Source organism: Stenotrophomonas sp. 80084_Sma (genome assembly GCF_056481995.1).
Window position 1 is genome coordinate 4537368 of record NZ_CM151177.1, and the last position, 17754, is coordinate 4555121.

16 protein-coding genes are annotated in these 17754 nt (G+C 68.9%); 13 read left to right on the forward strand and 3 right to left on the reverse strand.

Annotated features, from left to right (window positions below; translation table 11 throughout):
* Positions 1-8: 8 nt before the first annotated feature.
* From bioF to bioC, 4 genes are read left to right on the forward strand one after another with little or no spacing between them, the layout of a single operon-like run.
* Positions 9-1232: an 8-amino-7-oxononanoate synthase gene (gene bioF / locus ACZK3W_RS20845; protein WP_125895472.1), complete on the forward strand. Its 1224-nt coding sequence runs from the start codon at positions 9-11 to the stop codon at positions 1230-1232.
* 17 nt (positions 1233-1249) lie between these two features.
* Positions 1250-2029 (forward strand): pimeloyl-ACP methyl ester esterase BioH, encoded by a 780-nt coding sequence (bioH, locus tag ACZK3W_RS20850; protein WP_125895473.1) that lies wholly within the window; start codon positions 1250-1252, stop codon positions 2027-2029.
* 29 nt (positions 2030-2058) lie between these two features.
* Entirely contained in the window at positions 2059-2838 is a 780-nt protein-coding gene (locus ACZK3W_RS20855) for an SDR family oxidoreductase (RefSeq protein ID WP_125895474.1), read from the forward strand.
* Between the two features lie 12 nt (positions 2839-2850).
* Positions 2851-3735 (forward strand): malonyl-ACP O-methyltransferase BioC, encoded by an 885-nt coding sequence (gene bioC, locus ACZK3W_RS20860; protein ID WP_125895475.1) that lies wholly within the window; start codon positions 2851-2853, stop codon positions 3733-3735.
* A 256-nt stretch (positions 3736-3991) separates the two neighbouring features.
* On the opposite strand, the gene ACZK3W_RS20865 is transcribed toward bioC, so the two are convergent.
* The gene (locus tag ACZK3W_RS20865) at positions 3992-4636 is read right to left on the reverse strand and encodes a YdcF family protein (RefSeq protein ID WP_185749975.1); all 645 of its coding nucleotides are present in this window, start codon (positions 4634-4636) and stop codon (positions 3992-3994) included.
* A complete protein-coding gene (locus ACZK3W_RS20870) occupies positions 4621-5583 on the reverse strand; it encodes a pyridoxal-phosphate dependent enzyme (RefSeq protein WP_125895476.1) in 963 nt (320 codons plus the stop codon). Before ACZK3W_RS20870 ends, ACZK3W_RS20865 begins: the two co-directional genes overlap by 16 nt.
* A gap of 159 nt (positions 5584-5742) precedes the next feature.
* Here ACZK3W_RS20870 and ACZK3W_RS20875 point away from each other — a divergent pair, with 159 nt between their 5' ends.
* From ACZK3W_RS20875 to ACZK3W_RS20915, 9 genes are all read left to right on the forward strand, one after another.
* Positions 5743-6228 carry a hypothetical protein gene (locus ACZK3W_RS20875; protein WP_019337023.1) on the forward strand — a complete coding sequence of 162 codons (486 nt, stop codon included), beginning with the start codon at positions 5743-5745 and terminating at the stop codon, positions 6226-6228.
* 548 nt (positions 6229-6776) lie between these two features.
* Positions 6777-8666: a tRNA uridine-5-carboxymethylaminomethyl(34) synthesis enzyme MnmG gene (gene mnmG, locus ACZK3W_RS20880; RefSeq protein ID WP_049400865.1), complete on the forward strand. Its 1890-nt coding sequence runs from the start codon at positions 6777-6779 to the stop codon at positions 8664-8666.
* A gap of 255 nt (positions 8667-8921) precedes the next feature.
* Positions 8922-9452, forward strand: a complete 531-nt coding sequence (locus tag ACZK3W_RS20885; protein ID WP_032129113.1) for a gamma carbonic anhydrase family protein — start codon at positions 8922-8924, stop codon at positions 9450-9452.
* 123 nt (positions 9453-9575) lie between these two features.
* Complete coding sequence (locus ACZK3W_RS20890) at positions 9576-10265, forward strand: RDD family protein (protein ID WP_049400866.1); 690 nt, start codon at positions 9576-9578, stop codon at positions 10263-10265.
* Positions 10262-11254 carry a stage II sporulation protein M gene (locus tag ACZK3W_RS20895; RefSeq protein ID WP_032129115.1) on the forward strand — a complete coding sequence of 331 codons (993 nt, stop codon included), beginning with the start codon at positions 10262-10264 and terminating at the stop codon, positions 11252-11254. The genes ACZK3W_RS20890 and ACZK3W_RS20895 overlap by 4 nt, the downstream gene beginning before the upstream one ends.
* On the forward strand, positions 11244-12860 hold the full coding sequence (locus ACZK3W_RS20900) for a DUF4129 domain-containing protein (protein ID WP_125895415.1): 1617 nt from the start codon (positions 11244-11246) through the stop codon (positions 12858-12860). The genes ACZK3W_RS20895 and ACZK3W_RS20900 overlap by 11 nt, the downstream gene beginning before the upstream one ends.
* Positions 12857-14041 carry a DUF4350 domain-containing protein gene (locus tag ACZK3W_RS20905; RefSeq protein WP_049461684.1) on the forward strand — a complete coding sequence of 395 codons (1185 nt, stop codon included), beginning with the start codon at positions 12857-12859 and terminating at the stop codon, positions 14039-14041. Before ACZK3W_RS20900 ends, ACZK3W_RS20905 begins: the two co-directional genes overlap by 4 nt.
* Positions 14038-15024, forward strand: a complete 987-nt coding sequence (locus tag ACZK3W_RS20910; RefSeq protein WP_005411535.1) for an AAA family ATPase — start codon at positions 14038-14040, stop codon at positions 15022-15024. Before ACZK3W_RS20905 ends, ACZK3W_RS20910 begins: the two co-directional genes overlap by 4 nt.
* A complete protein-coding gene (locus ACZK3W_RS20915; protein WP_125895414.1) occupies positions 15021-16319 on the forward strand; it encodes a DUF58 domain-containing protein in 1299 nt (432 codons plus the stop codon). The genes ACZK3W_RS20910 and ACZK3W_RS20915 overlap by 4 nt, the downstream gene beginning before the upstream one ends.
* Before the next feature lie 253 nt (positions 16320-16572).
* On the opposite strand, the gene ACZK3W_RS20920 is transcribed toward ACZK3W_RS20915, so the two are convergent.
* Positions 16573-17751, reverse strand: a complete 1179-nt coding sequence (locus ACZK3W_RS20920; protein ID WP_125895413.1) for a glutathionylspermidine synthase family protein — start codon at positions 17749-17751, stop codon at positions 16573-16575.
* Positions 17752-17754: the final 3 nt, after the last annotated feature.

Consider the following 17754-nt stretch of genomic DNA (forward strand, 5'->3'; position numbering starts at 1 on the left):
CAGCCACCATGGCCCGCCCCGACCTGACCGCCCGCCTCCACGCCCAGCGCGCCCTGCGCGATGCCCAAGGCCGTCGCCGCCCGCGACGCACGGTCAGCCGTCGTGATGGCGTGCGCCTGGAAGTGGACGGCCAGTGGCTGACCGGCTTCTGCAGCAATGATTACCTGGGCCTGGCCCAGCAGTTCAGCGTGGTCAATGCGCTGCAGGATGCTGCCGCGCGCGAAGGTGCTGGCGCTGGTGCCTCGCACCTGGTCTGCGGCCACCACGCCCTGCACGAGGCACTTGAACGCGAAGTGGCCGAGTGGCTGGGCTATCCGCGTGCGCTGCTGTTCGGCAGTGGCTTCGCAGCCAACCTGGCGGTGCAGCAGGCATTGCTGAGCGAAGAGAACGATGTCTGCGTGCAGGACAAGCTCAACCACGCCAGCCTGCTCGATGCGACGCGGTTGGCCGGTGCACGCCTGCGCCGCTATCCGCATCTGGATGCAGAAGGCGCGATGCGTCAGCTCAAGCACGCGCCCGATGGCGCGGCGATGCTGGCCACCGATGGTGTCTTCAGCATGGATGGCGACATCGCACCGCTGCGTGCATTGTCGCTTGTGGCACGCCTGCAGCAGGCGCTGTTCTACGTCGATGACGCGCACGGCGTGGGCGTGGTCGGTGATGGCCGTGGTGCCGTGGCCGCCGCCGGGCTGGGCGTGGACGACGTACCGCTGCAACTGGTCACGCTGGGCAAGGCACTGGGCGGTTCCGGTGCACTGGTACTGGGCCGTGACGACCTGATCGAGCATCTGGCCGAAACCGCGCGCCCGTACATCTACACCACCGCCGTGCCACCGGCGATGGCCGCTGCGGCGCTTGAAGCAGTGCGCCTGGCGCGCCGCGACCACTGGCGCCGCACCAAACTGACCGACCTGATCGCGCTGTTCCGCAGTGAAGCACGTCGCCACGGCCTGGACCTGATGGCTTCGGAAACGCCGATCCAGCCGCTGCTATGTGGTGATGATCATACCGCCGTGGCGATGTCCACGACGCTGGAACAGGCCGGCTGGCTGGTCGGCGCAATCCGCCCACCGACGGTGCCGGAAGGCAAGGCACGCTTGCGCGTCACCCTGTCCGCACTGCATACGCCGGAACAGGTGCGCGGCCTGGTGGAGGCCATCGCCAGCGCGCGCGACCGCGTGACCCTGGCCGTGCGTGAAGCCGCGCCACCGCCGCTGCCCGCTTTTGCCTGAGTTCCGTGTCGTTGCCCATGCATATTGAAGTGACCGGCCGTGGGCCGGACCTGGTTCTGATCCACGGCTGGGCCCTGCAGGGCGGTGTGTTCGCACCACTGGTGCAGCGCCTGGCGGACCAGTTCACCCTGCACCTGGTAGACCTGCCCGGCCATGGCCACAGCCGCGAGGACACCACGCCGCTGCGCCTGCCGTTCGTGGTCAATGCCATTGCTGCGGCCACGCCGCCGGCGGTGTGGTGCGGCTGGTCGCTGGGCGGCCTGTTCGCGCTGCATGCTGCCGCGACGCTGCCGAAGGTGCGCGGGCTGGCGATGATCGCGGCCACGCCGCGCTTCGTGCGTGGCGAAGACTGGCCGCACGCGGTGGAACCGGCGGTGTTCGAACAGTTCGGGCGCGAGCTGGCCAGCGACTTCGGTGGCACCCTGGAGCGCTTCCTGGCGCTGGATGTGATGGGCTCGGCACACGCCCGCGAGGAGCTGCGCACGCTGCGCCAGCGCCTGGTCGAGCGCGGTGCACCCACCGAACGCGCCCTGCTGGAGGGCCTGCGCCTGCTGGAAAGCACCGATCTGCGCGGCGCGCTGCCGACGCTGGGCAGGCCCAGCCTGTGGATCGCCGGCCAACGCGACCGGCTGGTATCTCCGGCGGCGATGCAGGCCGCCGCGGCACTGACCCCGGGCGGGCAGGCGCTGACCATCGCCCACGGCGGCCATGCGCCCTTCCTCGGCCATGCCGACGAGGTTGCCGCCGCCCTGCAACACTTCGTTGCCGGCCTGTCACCGGCCGATGGCGGACAATGAGCGCCTTCCGAATTCCGCAGGACTGACACATGGATCTGGGTATCAATGGCCGCTGGGCACTGGTCTGCGGCGCAAGCAAGGGGTTGGGCCTGGGCTGCGCGCGTGCGCTGGTGCGCGAGGGCGTCAACGTGGTGATCGTGGCCCGCGGTGAAGCCGCCCTGCAGGCCGCCGCTGAAGAGCTGCGCGCGCTGGCCGGTGCCGCCGAGGTGCGCGCGGTCGCCGCCGACGTCACCACCGAAGCCGGCCGCGTCGCGGCGCTGGCCGCATGCCCGCAGGTGGACATCCTGGTCAACAACGCCGGTGGCCCGCCGCCCGGTGATTTCCGCAATTTCGAGCGTGACGACTGGATTGCCGCGCTGGACGCCAACATGCTGGCGCCGATCGCGCTGATCCGCGCCACCGTCGACGCGATGATCGAGCGCGGCTTCGGCCGTATCGTCAACATCACCTCGTCGGCGGTGAAAGCCCCGATCGATTTCCTGGCGCTGTCCAACGGCGCGCGCAGTGGCCTGACCGGTTTCGTCGCCGGCCTGTCGCGCCGCACCGTGGCCCACAACGTCACCATCAACAACCTGCTGCCCGGCCAGTTCGACACCGACCGCCTGCGCGCCAACTTCGCCCACAGTGCGGGCAAGGACGGCGATGCTGGCGAAGTGGCCGAACGCCGCCGCCAACAGATTCCCGCCGGCCGCTTCGGCACGCCGGACGAGTTCGGCGCCGCCTGCGCCTTCCTGTGCAGTGCGCAGGCCGGTTACCTCACCGGGCAGAACCTGCTGATCGACGGCGGCGCCTACCCCGGTACGTTCTAAGAGACTTTCGCAATGCCGTCCCACTTCGATGCCCGCCACGTCCGCCGCGCGTTCGCGCGTGCCGCCAGCAGCTACGACGCCGCCGCCGCCCTGCAGCGCGAGGTGCAGTCGCGGCTGATCGAATCGCTGGACTACCTGGAAGCACGCAAGCCCGAGGTGGTGCTGGACATCGGCGCGGGTACCGGCCATGCCAGTGCGTTGATGAAAAAGCGCTGGCCGAAGGCGCAGGTGATCGCGCTGGATGTGGCGCTGCCGATGCTGGACCAGGCCAAGCGCCAGGCCGGGTGGTGGAAGCCGTTCCAGCGCCTGTGCGGTGACGCCGCCGCGCTGCCGCTGGCCGACAACAGCGTGGATGTGATCTTCAGCAACCTGTGCCTGCAGTGGGTGGACGACCTGCCGGCGGTGTTTGCCGGATTCCGTCGCGTACTCAAGCCGGGCGGCCTGCTGGTGTGTTCCACCTTCGGCCCGGAAACCCTGATCGAACTCAACGAGGCATTCGCGGCCGCCGATGACCGCCCGCACGTGAGCCGCTTCGCGCAGATCGCCCAGTTCGGCGATGCGCTGATGATGGCCGGCTTCCGCGACCCGGTGCTGGACCGCGACCTGTTCACCCTGACCTACGACGACCTGCCGTCACTGATGCGCGAACTGCGTGCGATGGGCGCGACCAATGCACGGGTGGACCGACGCCACACGCTGACCGGGCGTGGCCGTTTCGCCGCTGCGGCAGCGGCGTATGAACCGATGCGCCGTGCCGACGGCAAGCTGCCCAGCAGCTGGGAAGTGATCTATGCGCACGCCTGGGCACCGGACCCGGGCGCGCCGATCCGCGAAGGCGGGCATGACGTGGCCGCGGTGCCGGTGTCGGCGATTCCGATCCGGCGCAAGCAGAGCTGATCGTCCGGTAGTGCCGGCCGCTGGCCGGCAACTTCATGATTCCATGCTGGGCATCTGCCGGCCAGCGGCCGGCACTAACGCATTCCACACCGCACGCGAATCGCTCTGGTAGGTGCCAACCTTGGTTGGCACACCCCATCAGATCGCGGTGCCGCCAGCAGTGTGCCGACCAAGGTCGGCACCTACCAAAGGCGGGTATGGGCCGGCACGTGAACCGGGTAGCGCCGGGCCATGCCCGGCGAGCGCAGCGGCACCCTCAGGTATTGGCCGGCGAACTCAGCGGCGGGCGCACCAGGTCGCGGTGGAAGAAATAGATTTCCTGCACCAGGAAGCGCCAGCTGGTGTGGAAGCTGCGGAAGCGCGTGCTGGGCGTGGACGAGGCCAGCGCATCGATGCCCAGCGCCTTGCTCAGGCGCAGCGCGCGCGCCATGTGCAGCGGATCGCTGACGATGATCACCCGGTGCAGGTCGCGCTGGTCCATCAGCCGCTTGGCTTCAACCAGGTTCTGCACGGTATTGCGCGAGGCGGTTTCGATCAGGATCGCATCGTCCGGCACGCCATGTTTCAGCGCATAACGCCGCGCCACCTGCGATTCGGAAAAACGCGCACCGGTGCCACCGTAGCCGCCGGTGAAGATCAGCAGCGGCGCGTACTGGGCCTCGTACAGGTCCAGCCCATGCCGGATACGCTCTTCGAACACCGGTGACGGCTTGGCGTCATAGGCGGCCGCACCCAGCACGATGATGGCGTCGGCCTTGGCGGCCTGGTCACGCTCGCCGACCCAGACGATCCAGGCAGTCACGCCCAGCAGCCAGATCACCAGCAGGACAAACAGCCGCCACAGCCAGCCCAGCAGGCCGGTGCGAGGCCGCTGCCGGTCGCGGCTCAAGGCGACCCCCAGCGCAGCGCTGGCAGGTCGACGTTGCCGCCGGACAGCACCAGGCCCACGCGCAGTCCGGAGAAACGTTGCGGCTGCGCCAGCACCGCAGCCAGCACGGTGGCCGAGGACGGCTCAACCACCTGCTTGAGCACCTCCCACAGCAGGCGCATCGCGGCCATCGTCGCCGCGTCATCGACCACGATCACCTCGGCACTGGCCGCGCGCAGCAGTTCGAAATTGGGCGCGCCGATCAGAGTACGCAGGCCATCGCAGATCGTGTCCGGGGTGAACGCGTCCTGGCGCTCGCCAGCGGCCAGCGAGCGCGCGGTATCGTCGGCACCGGCCGGCTCGGCCAGCACCAGACGGGTCTGCGGGCTGGCGTGCTGCAGCGCCAGCGCAGTGCCGCTGGCGAGGCCGCCGCCGCCCACCGGCACCACCAGCACGTCGAACGGGCCGTCGCTGTGCAGCAGTTCCAGGGCGGCGGTGCCCTGTCCGGCCATCACCGCCGGATTCGTATAGGGATGAACCAGGGTCGCACCGGTGTCGGCCTGCACTTTGGCGCAGGTGGCCTCACGGTCGGCAATGGTCGGCGGGCAGTGCCAGAGCGTGGCGCCATGCCGGGCAATATTGGCCAGCTTGGCCGCCACCGCGCCTTCCGGCACCACCACATGGCAGGGAATGCCACGGGTGCGCGCGGCCAGCGCCAGGGCGGCGCCGTGATTGCCAGAGGAGTGGGTGACCACGCCGGCACTGGCGGAATCAGCCTCCAGCGACCACACCGCGTTGCAGGCACCGCGGAACTTGAACGCACCACCACGCTGCAGGTGCTCGGCCTTGAAGGCCAGCTGTGCCCCGGCCAGCGCATCGAGCGTGTGCGAGCGCAGCACCGGGGTCACGCTGGCATGCGGGGCGATCCTCGCGGCAGCAAGCAGGACGTCGTCGGCGCGGGGCAACAGTGAATCGCTCATGACGCAAGATTAACGTATGCCCCCGCGCTGGCGACCGGGACACAGGTCATGCCAGCATGCAGCCCTACGCCTCCATTCATCCTGGCCGGCGGAATTAAGGGCCGATTCAACGCTGGCGCCAGAAGCTGACTGCACACCCGTCCTCTGGGGGGACCCACCATGAAAATGCGCCTGATGCTTGCCGGTGGCCTGTTGCTGGCCCTGACCGGCTGCACCACCTACGACTATGTCGGCGGCGGCCGCAGCGGCAGCTACTACCACGGTGCGCCGTCGGTGGAATACCGCTACCCGGCCGGCTATCCCTACAACTACGGCCCCTACTACGGTGGCTATGGCGGCTACTACGGCGGCTACGGCAACCCGTATTACTCGCGCCCGATCTACCGTCCGCCGCACAACCACCGCCCGCCGCCGCGTCCGGGCAATGGCGGCGAGCACCGTCCGCCGCCGCCGTCGCGTCCGTCGTACAACGGGGGGTCGCCGTGGCGGAACATGGACTCCATGCGCCGCCCGCCGCAATCGAACGCCCAGCCGTCGGCGCCCCCGCCGCAGGCCCGTCCGGCACCGGCACCGAGTGCGCCGAGGATGAACGGTTCCCCCTGGCGCAATATGGATCGTGCGACGCAGCGCACAGTTGAGCGCTGAACCGTCTTGCATTTCACACGGTCTAAGCCGCAATCTACGCGGACAGTGACGGCCCGCGTCACAAAGTGACAAAAACGACACGGGCCGCCGCAAAAAGCTCTACGTCGATATCCGACAGGAACATCTGGATCCCCCCTGTTCCGGCCCTGTCGGATGTCGGCACCTCTGAAAACAGACGGCCCCGCAATGCGGGGCCGTTTGTTTTGTTGGGTCGCCAACCGGCGAGGGCCCCAGCATCAGTAGCTCCACGCCATGCGTGGATGGCGCCTTCCCGACAACCGCAAAAAAACAGGGCCGGACAGTCCCCCGACTGCCGGCCCTCTGCTCCCCCACCGTGCGCCTGTACCGGCCCCTGTTCCAATTCCGGTCACGGGCGCCTACGGCGCCAGCCACGGTGGGTGCTATTGGGTTATCTGCAAAAATCCTGCCAACTTTAGGGCTGATTTCGGCGCTGGCCGGCCGGCGGCGACGTCCCGGCCCCGAATGGCGCTAAAATCGCCACCCCGGCGCCGCCTCCGGCCGCGCCCGCCCCCAGCTGAACAGCCCCCATGAATCCGTCCTTCCATCGTTACGACGTCATCGTCATCGGCGGTGGCCACGCCGGCACCGAAGCCGCGCTGGCCGCGGCCCGCACCGGCGTGCGCACCCTGCTGCTGACCCACAACATCGAAACGGTGGGTGCGATGAGCTGCAACCCGGCCATCGGCGGCATCGGCAAGGGCCACCTGGTCAAGGAGATCGACGCCCTCGGTGGTGCGATGGCGCATGCCGCCGACCGCGCCGGCATCCAGTGGCGCACGCTCAATGCCTCCAAGGGCCCGGCCGTGCGCGCCACCCGCTGCCAGGCCGACCGCAACCTGTACCGCATGGCGATCCGCGCCATCGTCGAAGGCCAGGCCAACCTGACCGTGTTCCAGGCCGCCGTGGACGACCTGGTCATCGAAGGCGACGCCGTGCGCGGGGTCATCACCCAGACCGGGCTGCGCTTCGATGCCGAGGCCGTGGTGCTGACCGCCGGCACCTTCCTGGCCGGCAAGATCCATGTCGGCCCGACCCAGTACGCCGCCGGCCGCATGGGCGACCCGCCGGCCACCACACTGGCCGCGCGGCTGCGCGAGCGCCCGTTCCAGGTGGACCGCCTGAAGACCGGCACGCCGCCGCGCATCGATGGCCGCTCGCTGGACTACAGCGTGATGGACGAGCAGCCCGGCGATTCGCCGCGGCCGGTGATGTCCTTCCTCGGCTCGGTGGACGAGCATCCGCAGCAGGTCAGCTGCTGGATCACCCACACCACTGAACAGACCCATCAGATCATCCGCGACGCGCTGCACCGCTCGCCGCTGTACAGCGGCCAGATCGAAGGTATCGGCCCGCGCTACTGCCCGTCCATCGAGGACAAGGTGGTGCGCTTCGCCGAGAAGGCCAGCCACCAGATCTTCGTCGAACCCGAAGGCCTGGGCATCGTCGAGATCTACCCCAACGGCATCTCCACCTCGCTGCCGTTCGACGTGCAGCTGGAGATGGTGCGCAGCATCCGTGGCTTCGAGAACGCACACATCACCCGCCCCGGCTACGCGATCGAGTACGACTTCTTCGACCCGCGCGGGCTGAAGGCCTCGCTGGAGACCAAGCTGGTCAACGGCCTGTTCTTCGCTGGCCAGATCAACGGCACCACTGGCTACGAAGAGGCCGCCGCGCAGGGCCTGCTGGCTGGCCTCAACGCCGCACGCCAGGTGCGCGGGCTGGACGGCTGGTGCCCGCGTCGCGACGAGGCCTACCTGGGCGTGCTGGTGGATGACCTGATCACCCACGGCACCAACGAGCCGTACCGCATGTTCACCAGCCGCGCCGAGTACCGCCTGCAGCTGCGCGAGGACAATGCCGACCAGCGCCTGACCCCGACCGGCCGCGAAATGGGCCTGGTGGATGATCGCCGCTGGAGCGCGTTCGAGACCAAGCAGGCCGCCGTCGCTGCCGAGCGCGCACGCCTGGGTGCGCTGTGGGCAACCCCGGCCAATGCACTGGGCCGCGAAGTGAACGAGACACTGGGCGTGGCGGTCAGTCGCGAGACCAATGTGCTGGACCTGATCAAGCGCCCCGAGCTGGATTACGCCAAGCTGATGCAGGTGCCCTCGCTGGGCCCAGCGGTGGCCGATGGCAAGGTCGCCGAGCAGGTGGAGATCGGCGTGAAGTACGCCGGCTACCTTGACCGCCAGCGCGAGGAGATCGAGCGCCAGCAGCGGCACGAAGCCACGCCGATCGCTGAAGCCTTCGATTACGCGACGGTGCGCGGGCTGTCGGCCGAAGCGCTGCAGAAGCTGGAGCGCGTACGCCCGCAGACCATCGGCCAGGCACAGCGCATTCCGGGCATGACCCCGGCAGCGATCTCGCTGCTGCTGGTGCATCTGGAGCGCGCACGCCGGGGACGCGTGGCATAACACGAGCGCGATAGATGCCATCCACGCATGGCGTGGATCTACTGCAATGCTGCGCGCGATCCGCTGTTCCGCATACAGCATCGGCTACAGCTACGAACCGTAGCGGGTAGTGCCGGCCGCTGGCCGGCAACCGCAGAACTCCAGACATGACCTTGAGGTTGCCGGCCAGCGGCCGGCACTACCCTGCGGTGCGCGCGCGGCGTGCAGACCACGCAGGTATCATCGTCGTGAACGCCCTGATTTCCGGAGACTTCGATGAACCCGCTGCGCCCCTTCCGCGACAAGATGCCCGTCCTCGGCGAACGCGTGTACATCGATCCGGCCTGCACCATCATCGGCGACGTGGAGCTGGCCGATGACGTGTCGGTATGGCCGGGCACGGTCATCCGCGGCGACGTCAACCATGTGCGCATCGGTGCACGCACCAACGTGCAGGACGGCACCATCATCCACGTCAGCCACCACAGCCCGTACAACAAGGCCGGCTACCCGACCCTGATCGGCGAAGGCGTGACCGTTGGCCACGGCTGCATCATCCATGCCTGCACGATCGGCGATTACAGCCTGATCGGCATGGGCGCCTGCATCCTCGATGGCGCCCGCGTGGAGCGCCATGGCTTCGTCGGCGCCGGTGCGGTGATCGGCCCCGGCAAGGTGGTGGGCGAAGGCGAGCTGTGGGTCGGCAACCCTGCACGACCGGCACGCACGCTCAGTGACAAGGAGATCGAGGCGCTGCATTACTCGGCCGACCACTACGTGCGGCTGAAGGACGAATACCGGGGCTGAGCCCCCGACGCTGCCATGCGGCTCTGCTAAAGTCTTGGCCCGACCAGGACCTGTCGAGACCCCCATGCCTGTGGCTGCCCGCCGGAGAGGACTCCGGCGCCCACAACGAAGGCCATCGCGCTGATGGCCGCACCGATGCTCGATACCTACCGCGAGGTGGTGACGCCGGAGGGTGTGCCGCTGCAGTTGCCTGCCGCCGGCCCGGTACCGCGGGCGATGGCCTGGCTGGTCGATCTTGGCGTGCGCATCGCGGCACTGGTGCTGGTGTCCATTCCGCTGGCGCTGCTGGACAAGTTCGGCTCCGGCCTCTACCTGGTGCTGATGTTCCTGGTCTACTGGGCCTACCCGATCGTCTGCGAAGCGTTGTGGGGGCGCACGCTGGGCAAGCGTGCGCTGGGGCTGCGCGTGCTGTCCCGCGATGGCGCGCCGGTAGGCTGGATGGCGGCGATCACCCGCAACCTGCTGCGCACGGTGGACATGCTGCCGTTCGGCTATGCGCTGGGCCTGATCAGCAGCCTGTTCGATCCGCATGGCCGCCGCCTTGGCGACCTGGTGGCGGGCACCGTGGTGGTGCACGCACCCGCGCTGTACCTGCCACCGCCGCCGACCATCGACAGCGTGCTGGCCCCGCCGCAGCCCCTGCGACCAGAGGAACAGGCTGCGTTGATGGCCTTCGCCGAGCGCGCGCCACGGTTGTCGGCGGCGCGCCAGCAGGAGCTGGCCGGTATTGCCGAGCCACTGACCGGCACCCATGGCCAGGTCGGCGTGCTGCGCCTGTATGCGATGGCCAACTGGCTGCTGGGGCGGCGATGAAGCAGGAACAGTTCGTCGCCCGCTACCAGCAGGAATGGCAGGACCTGGAGCAGTGGCTGCTGCTGCGTGCTGGTGCCTCACGCCGCACGCGCCGCAAGGCCAGCGGCCTGGCACTGGACGACACCACCTTCCCGCAGCGCTACCGGCGGCTGTGCCAGCAACTGGCGCTGGCCCGCGAACGCGGCTACAGCCCGCAGCTGGTGCAGCGCCTGCAGCAGCTCATGCAGCAGGGCCACAGCGTGCTGTACCGCACGCCGCCGACGCGCTGGCGGGGTGCCCTGGAGTTCCTGGTGGCCGATTTCCCGCTACTGGTGCGCAGCCAGGCGCGCAGCATGTGGGTGGCGCTGGCGATGTTCGCGCTGCCGGCGGTGGCCTGCTTCGTGCTGGTGCAGGTCTATCCGGACCTGATCCACATGCTGATGGACAACCGCCAGATCGCCGAGATGGAGCGCATGTACGATCCCGCCGCCGAGCGCCTGGGGCGTGACAGCGGCACCGACTGGATGATGTTCGGCCACTACATCATGAACAACATCAGCATCGCCCTGCGCACCTTCGCCAGCGGGCTGCTGGCTGGGCTGGGCACGCTGCTGGTGCTGTTGTTCAACGGCGTGATCATCGGTTCGGTGGCCGGTCACCTGCAGCACATCGGCCATGGCGACCCGTTCTGGCGCTTCGTGGTCGGCCACGGTGCCTTCGAGCTGACCGCGATCGTGATCGCCGGCGGTGCCGGTCTGCAGCTGGGCATGAAGCTGCTGGCACCGGGTCGGCGCAGCCGCCTGGATGCACTGGTCGAAGGCGGCCGCATCGGCGCACGGCTGTGCCTCGGCGTCGCCTTCATGCTGCTGGTGGCCGCCTTCATCGAAGCCTTCTGGTCCTCGCTTGCCGAAGTACCAGCGTGGGGCAAGTTCAGCGTGGCCGGTGTGTTGTGGGCCGGCGTGCTGCTGTGGCTGTGGCGCGGCGGACGTGGGGGCGGCCATGCGCATTGACCGCCTGGATGTGGCGCTGCGCGCCCGCAGTGGCTGGGAAGCGATGGAGCTGGGCACCGCCCTGTCCCGCCGTCACGCGCGTGCGCTGTGGGGCAGCTGGCTGCTGGCCAGTGCACCGCTGTTCGTGATCTTCAACGCGCTGGGCTGGTGGCTGGATGCCTTCGGCTGGGCCTGGCTGGCGATGTGGTGGTGCAAGCCGCTGTTCGAACGCGCGCCGCTGTACGTGCTGTCGCGCGGCATTTTCGGCGAGCCGGTCGGCACGCTGGCCGCCCTGCGCGCGCAGCGAAGCTGGGGCAACAGCGGCTTCTGGGGCTACCTGGGCTGGCGCCGCTTCAGCGTGCTGCGCAGCCTGTGCCTGCCGGTGAACCTGCTGGAAGGCAACACACTGGGCCAGCGCGGCCCACGCCGTCGTGCGGTGGCAGCCGGCGCAGCGGGCGCGGCACTGGTACTGACGGTGACCTGCCTGGCGTTCGAAGCCGTGTTGGTATCCGGCGCGATCGGTGCGGTGTTCATGTTCATGCCACTGGAGCTGATGTCCGAATCGTGGCGTGCGGCGTGGGACATGATTGGCAAGGACACGCCGGCATGGGCACGGCTGGGCTTCAACCTGGCGTGCTGGCTGGCCTCGGTGCTGATCGGCCCGTTCTTCGTCGGTGCGGGCTTTGGCCTGTACCTGAACCGTCGAACGCAGATGGAAGCCTGGGACGTCGAAATCGCCCTGCGCCGCCTGCGCGAGCGGCTGCTGCCGGCAGCATCGACGCTGGCGCTGCTGCTGTGGCTGGCACTGCCGCTGGTGTCCGCACCGGTGCATGCGCAGGACGCGCAGACGGTCGCGGAGCAGGCAGGCGATGCCGAAGAGGACGAAGACAGTGCGGAAGAACCGGCCACCGCGGCCAACGACCCCGCCAATACGCCGGCAATGATCTTCGGTACAGCGCCGGTGGACACCGCCGGTTTCCGTCAGGCAGTGAACCGCGCCTATGAAGACCCGCTGCAGCGCCCGACCCGCCAGGTCACCCGCTGGAAGCCGATCGAGCAGGCCGAGGAAAAAAAGAAGGAAGACAAGCAGCTGCAGCGTGACACCAACAGCAAAGGTGAACGCAAAGCGCGCAAGGACGGCATCGCCTGGCTGGCACGGCTGGCCGAATGGGGCCTTTGGGGCCTGCTCGGCATCCTGCTGCTGGTGCTGCTGCTGACCGCGCGGCTGTGGCTGCCGTGGCTGCGTGGCAGTGGCCGGCGCAAGGCCGACGCTGCACCGAAGGTGCTGGAGGAGCAGGTGGAGTTGCCGGTGGTGCTGCCGCCGGACGTGGCCACCCAGGCCGGCCTGCTCTGGGACCAGGGCCGGCCGCGGCAGGCGCTGGCCCTGCTGTACCGCGCCAGCGTGCGCACGGTGGGCGAGCGCAGCGGTATCGCGCTTCCACCCGGTGCCACCGAAGCGCAATGCCTGCGCGCATCGCGACGCATGCCCCAGGCCAGCGACCGTGACCTGTTCGCGCGCATCGTGCGCATGTGGCAGTACGCCGCCTACGGTGGCCGCCTGCCCAGCCGCGCCGATTTCGATGCATTGGCCGATACCCTGCGCCAGCAGTACGGGTGGCAGGCATGAGTCCGCGCCTGTTCTGGTCGCTGCTGCTCGGTGCGCTGGTGCTGTTCGGCGTACCGCTGACCATCCTCTACCTGCGCACGCACGAGCGGGTGACCGAGACGATCCGGCTGCCGCCACAGGGCGAGGCCGCCTACAACCCGCTGTACGTGCTCGGCCAGGCCCTGCGCGCCGATGGCATCGACGTGCATTCGCGACCGCGGCTGGAGTTGCAGCAGATGACGCTGGGGCGCCACGACACGGTAGTGCTGCTGCAGGACAGCAGCGAACTGCCGCCGCCCGTCGCCAGCGCACTGCTGGACTGGGTCGACGGGGGTGGTCACCTGCTGGTACGTACGCCGCCGCCGGCCGAGGACGATGCCGGCAGCACGCAGGGCCCCCTGCTGGACCGGCTGGGCGTAGACAGCCTGTTCCAGCGCAGCGACTGCCAGGCCTTCCATGTCGACGACGATCCGGGCCACGTCGAATTCTGTGGTGGCCGCCGCTTCACCCTGGGGTTTGCGGCCAGTGCGCAGGCCGAACGCCGCTGGGGCACTGATCGCGACCTGGTGTTCGCGCGCCTGCGCCACGGCCAGGGCAGAGTGAGCGTGCTGGCCGACATGGAGTTCATGCGCAGCGAAGTGGACTCACCGGCAGCGCGCCTGGCGTCGGCAGGTGGCGGGGCCAGCGACGGCCTGCACGACGCGTCGCATCGCGACCTGACCCGCTACCTGCTCGATCCGAACTATGGCAAGGGTGCGGTCTGGCTGGTCTATGCCAGCCGCCCGCCGTCGCTGTGGTCGCGCATGTTCTATCAGGGCTGGCCGTTGTGGGTGCCGTTGCTGCTGGCCCTGCTGGGCTGGCTGTGGGGCCGTTCACAGCGCTTCGGCAGCCTGCTGCCGTCGCCGGTGCTGGAACGTCGTTCACTGCTGGAGCACGTGCGTGCCAGTGGCGAACTGCTGCTGCGCTTCGGTCACGGCATACGCCTGTACGAGGCCGTGCTCGCCCTGTTCCTGCACCGCCTGCGCCTGCGCGCACCGATTGCCGCCGCATTGGATGGTGCGCCGCGCGATCAGGCCATCGCCGAGCTGCTGAAGTGGCCGCAGGGCCGCGTCGCCAGCGCGCTCACGCCCCCACCGCCGCACGATTCCTCCGCCCTGCGCGAGCGCATCCGCTTGCTGCTCCAGATGAGATCCCTGCTATGACTGAAGTCCCCGAGCTGCCGGCGGCTGCCAACGCCCGCCTGATCGAACGCGTCGATGCCATCCGCGATGCCGTCGGCCACGCCTTCATCGGCCAGGCCGATGTGCTGGACCAGATCCTGGTGGCGCTGCTTGCCGGTGGTCACGTGCTGATCGAGGGCGTGCCCGGGCTGGGCAAGACCCTGCTGGTGCGCGCACTGGCACAGGCCCTGGAGCTGGATTACGGGCGTGTACAGTTCACCCCCGACCTGATGCCCAGCGACGTCAGTGGCCACGCGGTGTACGACCCGAAGAGCGAGAGCTTCAAGATCCGTCGCGGCCCGGTGTTCACCAACCTGCTGCTGGCCGACGAGATCAACCGCGCACCGGCCAAGACCCAGTCGGCGCTGCTGGAAGTGATGCAGGAAGGCCAGGTGACCATCGAAGGCAAGGCCTTCACCCTGGCGCCGCCGTTCATGGCGCTGGCCACGCAGAACCCGCTGGAGCAGGAAGGCACCTACCCGCTGCCGGAAGCACAGCTGGACCGCTTCCTGTTGAAGGTGCTGATCGACTACCCGCAGCTGGAGGACGAGAAGCGCATGGTGACCGCGATCACCAGTGGTCGTGCCGCCAGCGATTTCGACCTGAGCCAGGTGCCACGCGTGCTCGGTGCCGGCGAACTGCTGGAGTTGCAGCGTGCCACCGCGGCGATCACCGTCGATGACGAAGTGATCGACTACGCGGTGCGGATTGTGGCGGCCACGAGGCAGTGGCCGGGTATCGCGGTCGGCGCTGGCCCGCGTGGCAGCATCGCGCTGGTACGTGCCTCGCGCGCGCAGGCGGTGTTGGCCGGCCGTGACTTCGTCACCCCCGACGACGTGCGCGACATCGCGCGCCCCGCGCTGCGCCATCGCATCGCGCTGGCACCGGAACTGCAGATCGAAGGCCAGGACGCCGACGACGTGCTGGGTGCACTGCTGGCCAAGGTGGAAGCACCGCGCCGATGAGGCCGGCCCCGCTGCTGCTGGCGCTGCTGCTGGCCTGGGCCGCCCTGGGTGGCCTGGTGCTGGGCGGCCTGCTGCCGCGCTGGAGCTGGGCGCTGGCCGCGGTGGCGATTGCCGTGCCAGCGTTGATGGATCTGTGGCGGCAGACGCGGCGTCCATCGCCGCAGATCCAGCGTGAGCTGCCCGAAGCGCTGGCACTGGGCGTGCGCCGCGAGGCCGCGCTGCGGCTGCAGGCGGACGCATCGATGACGGTGCAGGTGTTCGACCTGGTCCCCGGCGGCTGGCCGCTGGAATCACTGCCGCAGCGCGTGCGCCTGCAGGCGGGCAGTGCTTCCACCCTCCACTACCACCTGCAGCCGCTGCAGCGTGGGCATTTCCGCTTCGAAGGCGTGCATCTGCGCATGCGTTCACCGTGGTGGCTGTGGTGGCAGCAACGCACGCTGCCGCCCGCACTGGACGTGCGGGTCTATCCGAACTTCGTGCCGCTCACCCGCTTTGCCCTGTTCAGTGCCGACCAGGCCTCGCGGCTGGTCGGTGCACACGTGAAGCGCCGCCGCGGTGAAGGCACCGACTTCCACCAGATGCGCGAGTACCGCATCGGCGACAGCCTGCGCCAGCTCGACTGGAAGGCCACCGCGCGTGCGCGCAAGCTGATCTCGCGCGAATACCAGGACGAGAAGAACCAGCAGCTGCTGCTGATGCTCGACAGCGGTCGGCGCATGCTGGCCAGCGAAGGCGGGCTCTCGCACTTCGACCATGCCTTGAACGCCTCGCTGGTGGTGGCCTACCTGGCGTTGCGCCAGGGCGACGCCGCCGGCCTGTTCGCCACCGGTGGCGAGCGCCGTTGGGTGGCGCCGCAGCGCGGCATGGGCACCGTCGAGCACCTGCTGCGCGCCAGCTACGACCTGCAGCCGCGCGCGGTGGCCACCGACTATCTGGCGGCCGCCACCGAAGTATCACTGCGCCAGCGTCGGCGGGCGCTGGTGATGCTGGTCAGCAACGTGCGTGACGAGGATATCGAGGACCTGCTGGCAGCGGTGCGCCTGCTGCAGCGCCGCCACCTGGTGTGCGTGGCCAGCCTGCGCGAACGCGAACTGGACGCTGCGCTGGAGGGTGACGTGCAGACCCTGGAAGACGCCACCCAGGCCGGTGCCGCTGCGCTGTACCTGCAGCAGCGCGCGAAGGCGCATGAAGCGCTGCGCAGCGAGAAGGTGATGGTGCTGGACGTGACCGCCGATGCCCTGCCTGGTGCGCTGGTGGAACGCTATCTGGCGGTGAAGCGCGAAGGGCTGCTCTAATCGATGGCGCCGGGCCATGCCCGGCGGCTCTGTCGGGACCGCTGCGCTCGCCGGGCATGGCCCGGCGCTACCGGCACATTGCTCTGGTTCGCAGCCGCTCTGGTAGGTGCCAACCTTGGTTGGCACAAAACCCAACCGCCGACCAAGGTCGGCCACTACCAATTGCGGTTGCCGGCCAGCGGCCGGCACTACCCATGTCGCCCTGCCACCGGCGTCGGTCGCCCGCGCCGGCCCTGGGGACGCTACACCGTCATCAGACGTAGATCCGCGTCGGCGCCTCATCAACGATCGCGTGCGGCACGAAGCGCGCGCTGTCGCGGGTGATCGCGCTGTCGTCCTCGCGGATACCGATGCCGCAGGCGTGGTCGCCCACCACCCAGCTTCCGATCAGCGGATAGCCGCCCTCGAAGCGGGTAAGCGGGTGCGCACGCTGGATGATCGCCGGGCCGTCGTAGGGACCGTCGCTGCGCTGGGTGCTGCCATCGGCCAGGTGCATCTCGATGTTCGCGCCTTCGCGCGAGAACAGCGGCTTGCGCACCCAGCCCGAGGCCAGCGTGCTGCCGTCATCGAAATGCGCTTCCAGCAGGTTCGGATGGCCCACGTTGCGCTGCCACAGCAGCGGCAGGATGCCCTTGTTGCTCAGCACCGCCTTCCACGCCGGCTCCAGCAGCTGCACGCCCGAACCGGGCAGCGCGCGGCCGAACTCTTCCGCCATCAGGTCTTCCAGCGGGTACAGCTTGAACAGCGTGCCGATCACCGAATCGTCCAGCGCGGTGAAGCGGCCGTCCTCGGACAGGCCGATATCCTCGATGGCGATGGCCTGGCCATGCAGGCCGGCCTGCGACGCACAGTCGCGCAGGTAGTCGACGGTGCCGCGGTCTTCTTCCGAACTGCCCACGGCGCTGAAATACAGCGGTGGCGGCAACTGCGTGGCCAGTTCGCCGAAACGTTCGACCAGCGCTTCGTGGATCGCGTTGAACTGGTCGGCATGCTGCGGCAGGCGACCGGCGTTGCGCTGGTCTTCCAGCCACTGCCACTGGAAGAAGCTGGCCTCGAACAGCGAGGTCGGCGTGTCGTAGTTCAGTTCGTACAGCTTGGCCGGGCCGGTACCGTCGTAGGCCAGGTCCAGGCGACCGTACAGATGCGGCTGGCGCTGGCGCCAGCTGTTGGCGATCCAGTCGCGGTAATGCGACGGAATCGCCAGCTGGTCCATCAATCGTTCGCTGCCGATGACATCACCGACCAGGTCCAGCGCCATCTGGTGCAGCTCGGCGCTGGGGTCTTCGATGTCCTGTTCGATCTGGCGCAGGGTGAAGGCGTAGTACGCGCTTTCATCCCAATACGGCTGGCCGTCGATGGTGTGGAAGCGGAAACCCGCTTCATCCGCACGTGCCCGCCACTGGGCACGCTCGGCAATCCGGATGCGCTGCATGGG

Bases quoted from the DNA above. Each gene is read 5' to 3' on its own strand.
- mnmG (WP_049400865.1), top strand. From the start codon at position 6,777: ATGAATCCGTCCTTCCATCGTTACGACGTCATCGTCATCGGCGGTGGC.
- ACZK3W_RS20895 (WP_032129115.1), top strand. From the start codon at position 10,262: ATGAAGCAGGAACAGTTCGTCGCCCGCTACCAGCAGGAATGGCAGGAC.
- ACZK3W_RS20875 (WP_019337023.1), top strand. From the start codon at position 5,743: ATGAAAATGCGCCTGATGCTTGCCGGTGGCCTGTTGCTGGCCCTGACC.
- ACZK3W_RS20915 (WP_125895414.1), top strand. From the start codon at position 15,021: ATGAGGCCGGCCCCGCTGCTGCTGGCGCTGCTGCTGGCCTGGGCCGCC.
- ACZK3W_RS20910 (WP_005411535.1), top strand. From the start codon at position 14,038: ATGACTGAAGTCCCCGAGCTGCCGGCGGCTGCCAACGCCCGCCTGATC.
- ACZK3W_RS20920 (WP_125895413.1), bottom strand. From the start codon at position 17,751: ATGCAGCGCATCCGGATTGCCGAGCGTGCCCAGTGGCGGGCACGTGCG.
- bioC (WP_125895475.1), top strand. From the start codon at position 2,851: ATGCCGTCCCACTTCGATGCCCGCCACGTCCGCCGCGCGTTCGCGCGT.
- bioF (WP_125895472.1), top strand. From the start codon at position 9: ATGGCCCGCCCCGACCTGACCGCCCGCCTCCACGCCCAGCGCGCCCTG.
- ACZK3W_RS20855 (WP_125895474.1), top strand. From the start codon at position 2,059: ATGGATCTGGGTATCAATGGCCGCTGGGCACTGGTCTGCGGCGCAAGC.
- ACZK3W_RS20890 (WP_049400866.1), top strand. From the start codon at position 9,576: ATGGCCGCACCGATGCTCGATACCTACCGCGAGGTGGTGACGCCGGAG.
- ACZK3W_RS20900 (WP_125895415.1), top strand. From the start codon at position 11,244: ATGCGCATTGACCGCCTGGATGTGGCGCTGCGCGCCCGCAGTGGCTGG.
- ACZK3W_RS20870 (WP_125895476.1), bottom strand. From the start codon at position 5,583: ATGAGCGATTCACTGTTGCCCCGCGCCGACGACGTCCTGCTTGCTGCC.
- ACZK3W_RS20885 (WP_032129113.1), top strand. From the start codon at position 8,922: ATGAACCCGCTGCGCCCCTTCCGCGACAAGATGCCCGTCCTCGGCGAA.
- ACZK3W_RS20905 (WP_049461684.1), top strand. From the start codon at position 12,857: ATGAGTCCGCGCCTGTTCTGGTCGCTGCTGCTCGGTGCGCTGGTGCTG.
- bioH (WP_125895473.1), top strand. From the start codon at position 1,250: ATGCATATTGAAGTGACCGGCCGTGGGCCGGACCTGGTTCTGATCCAC.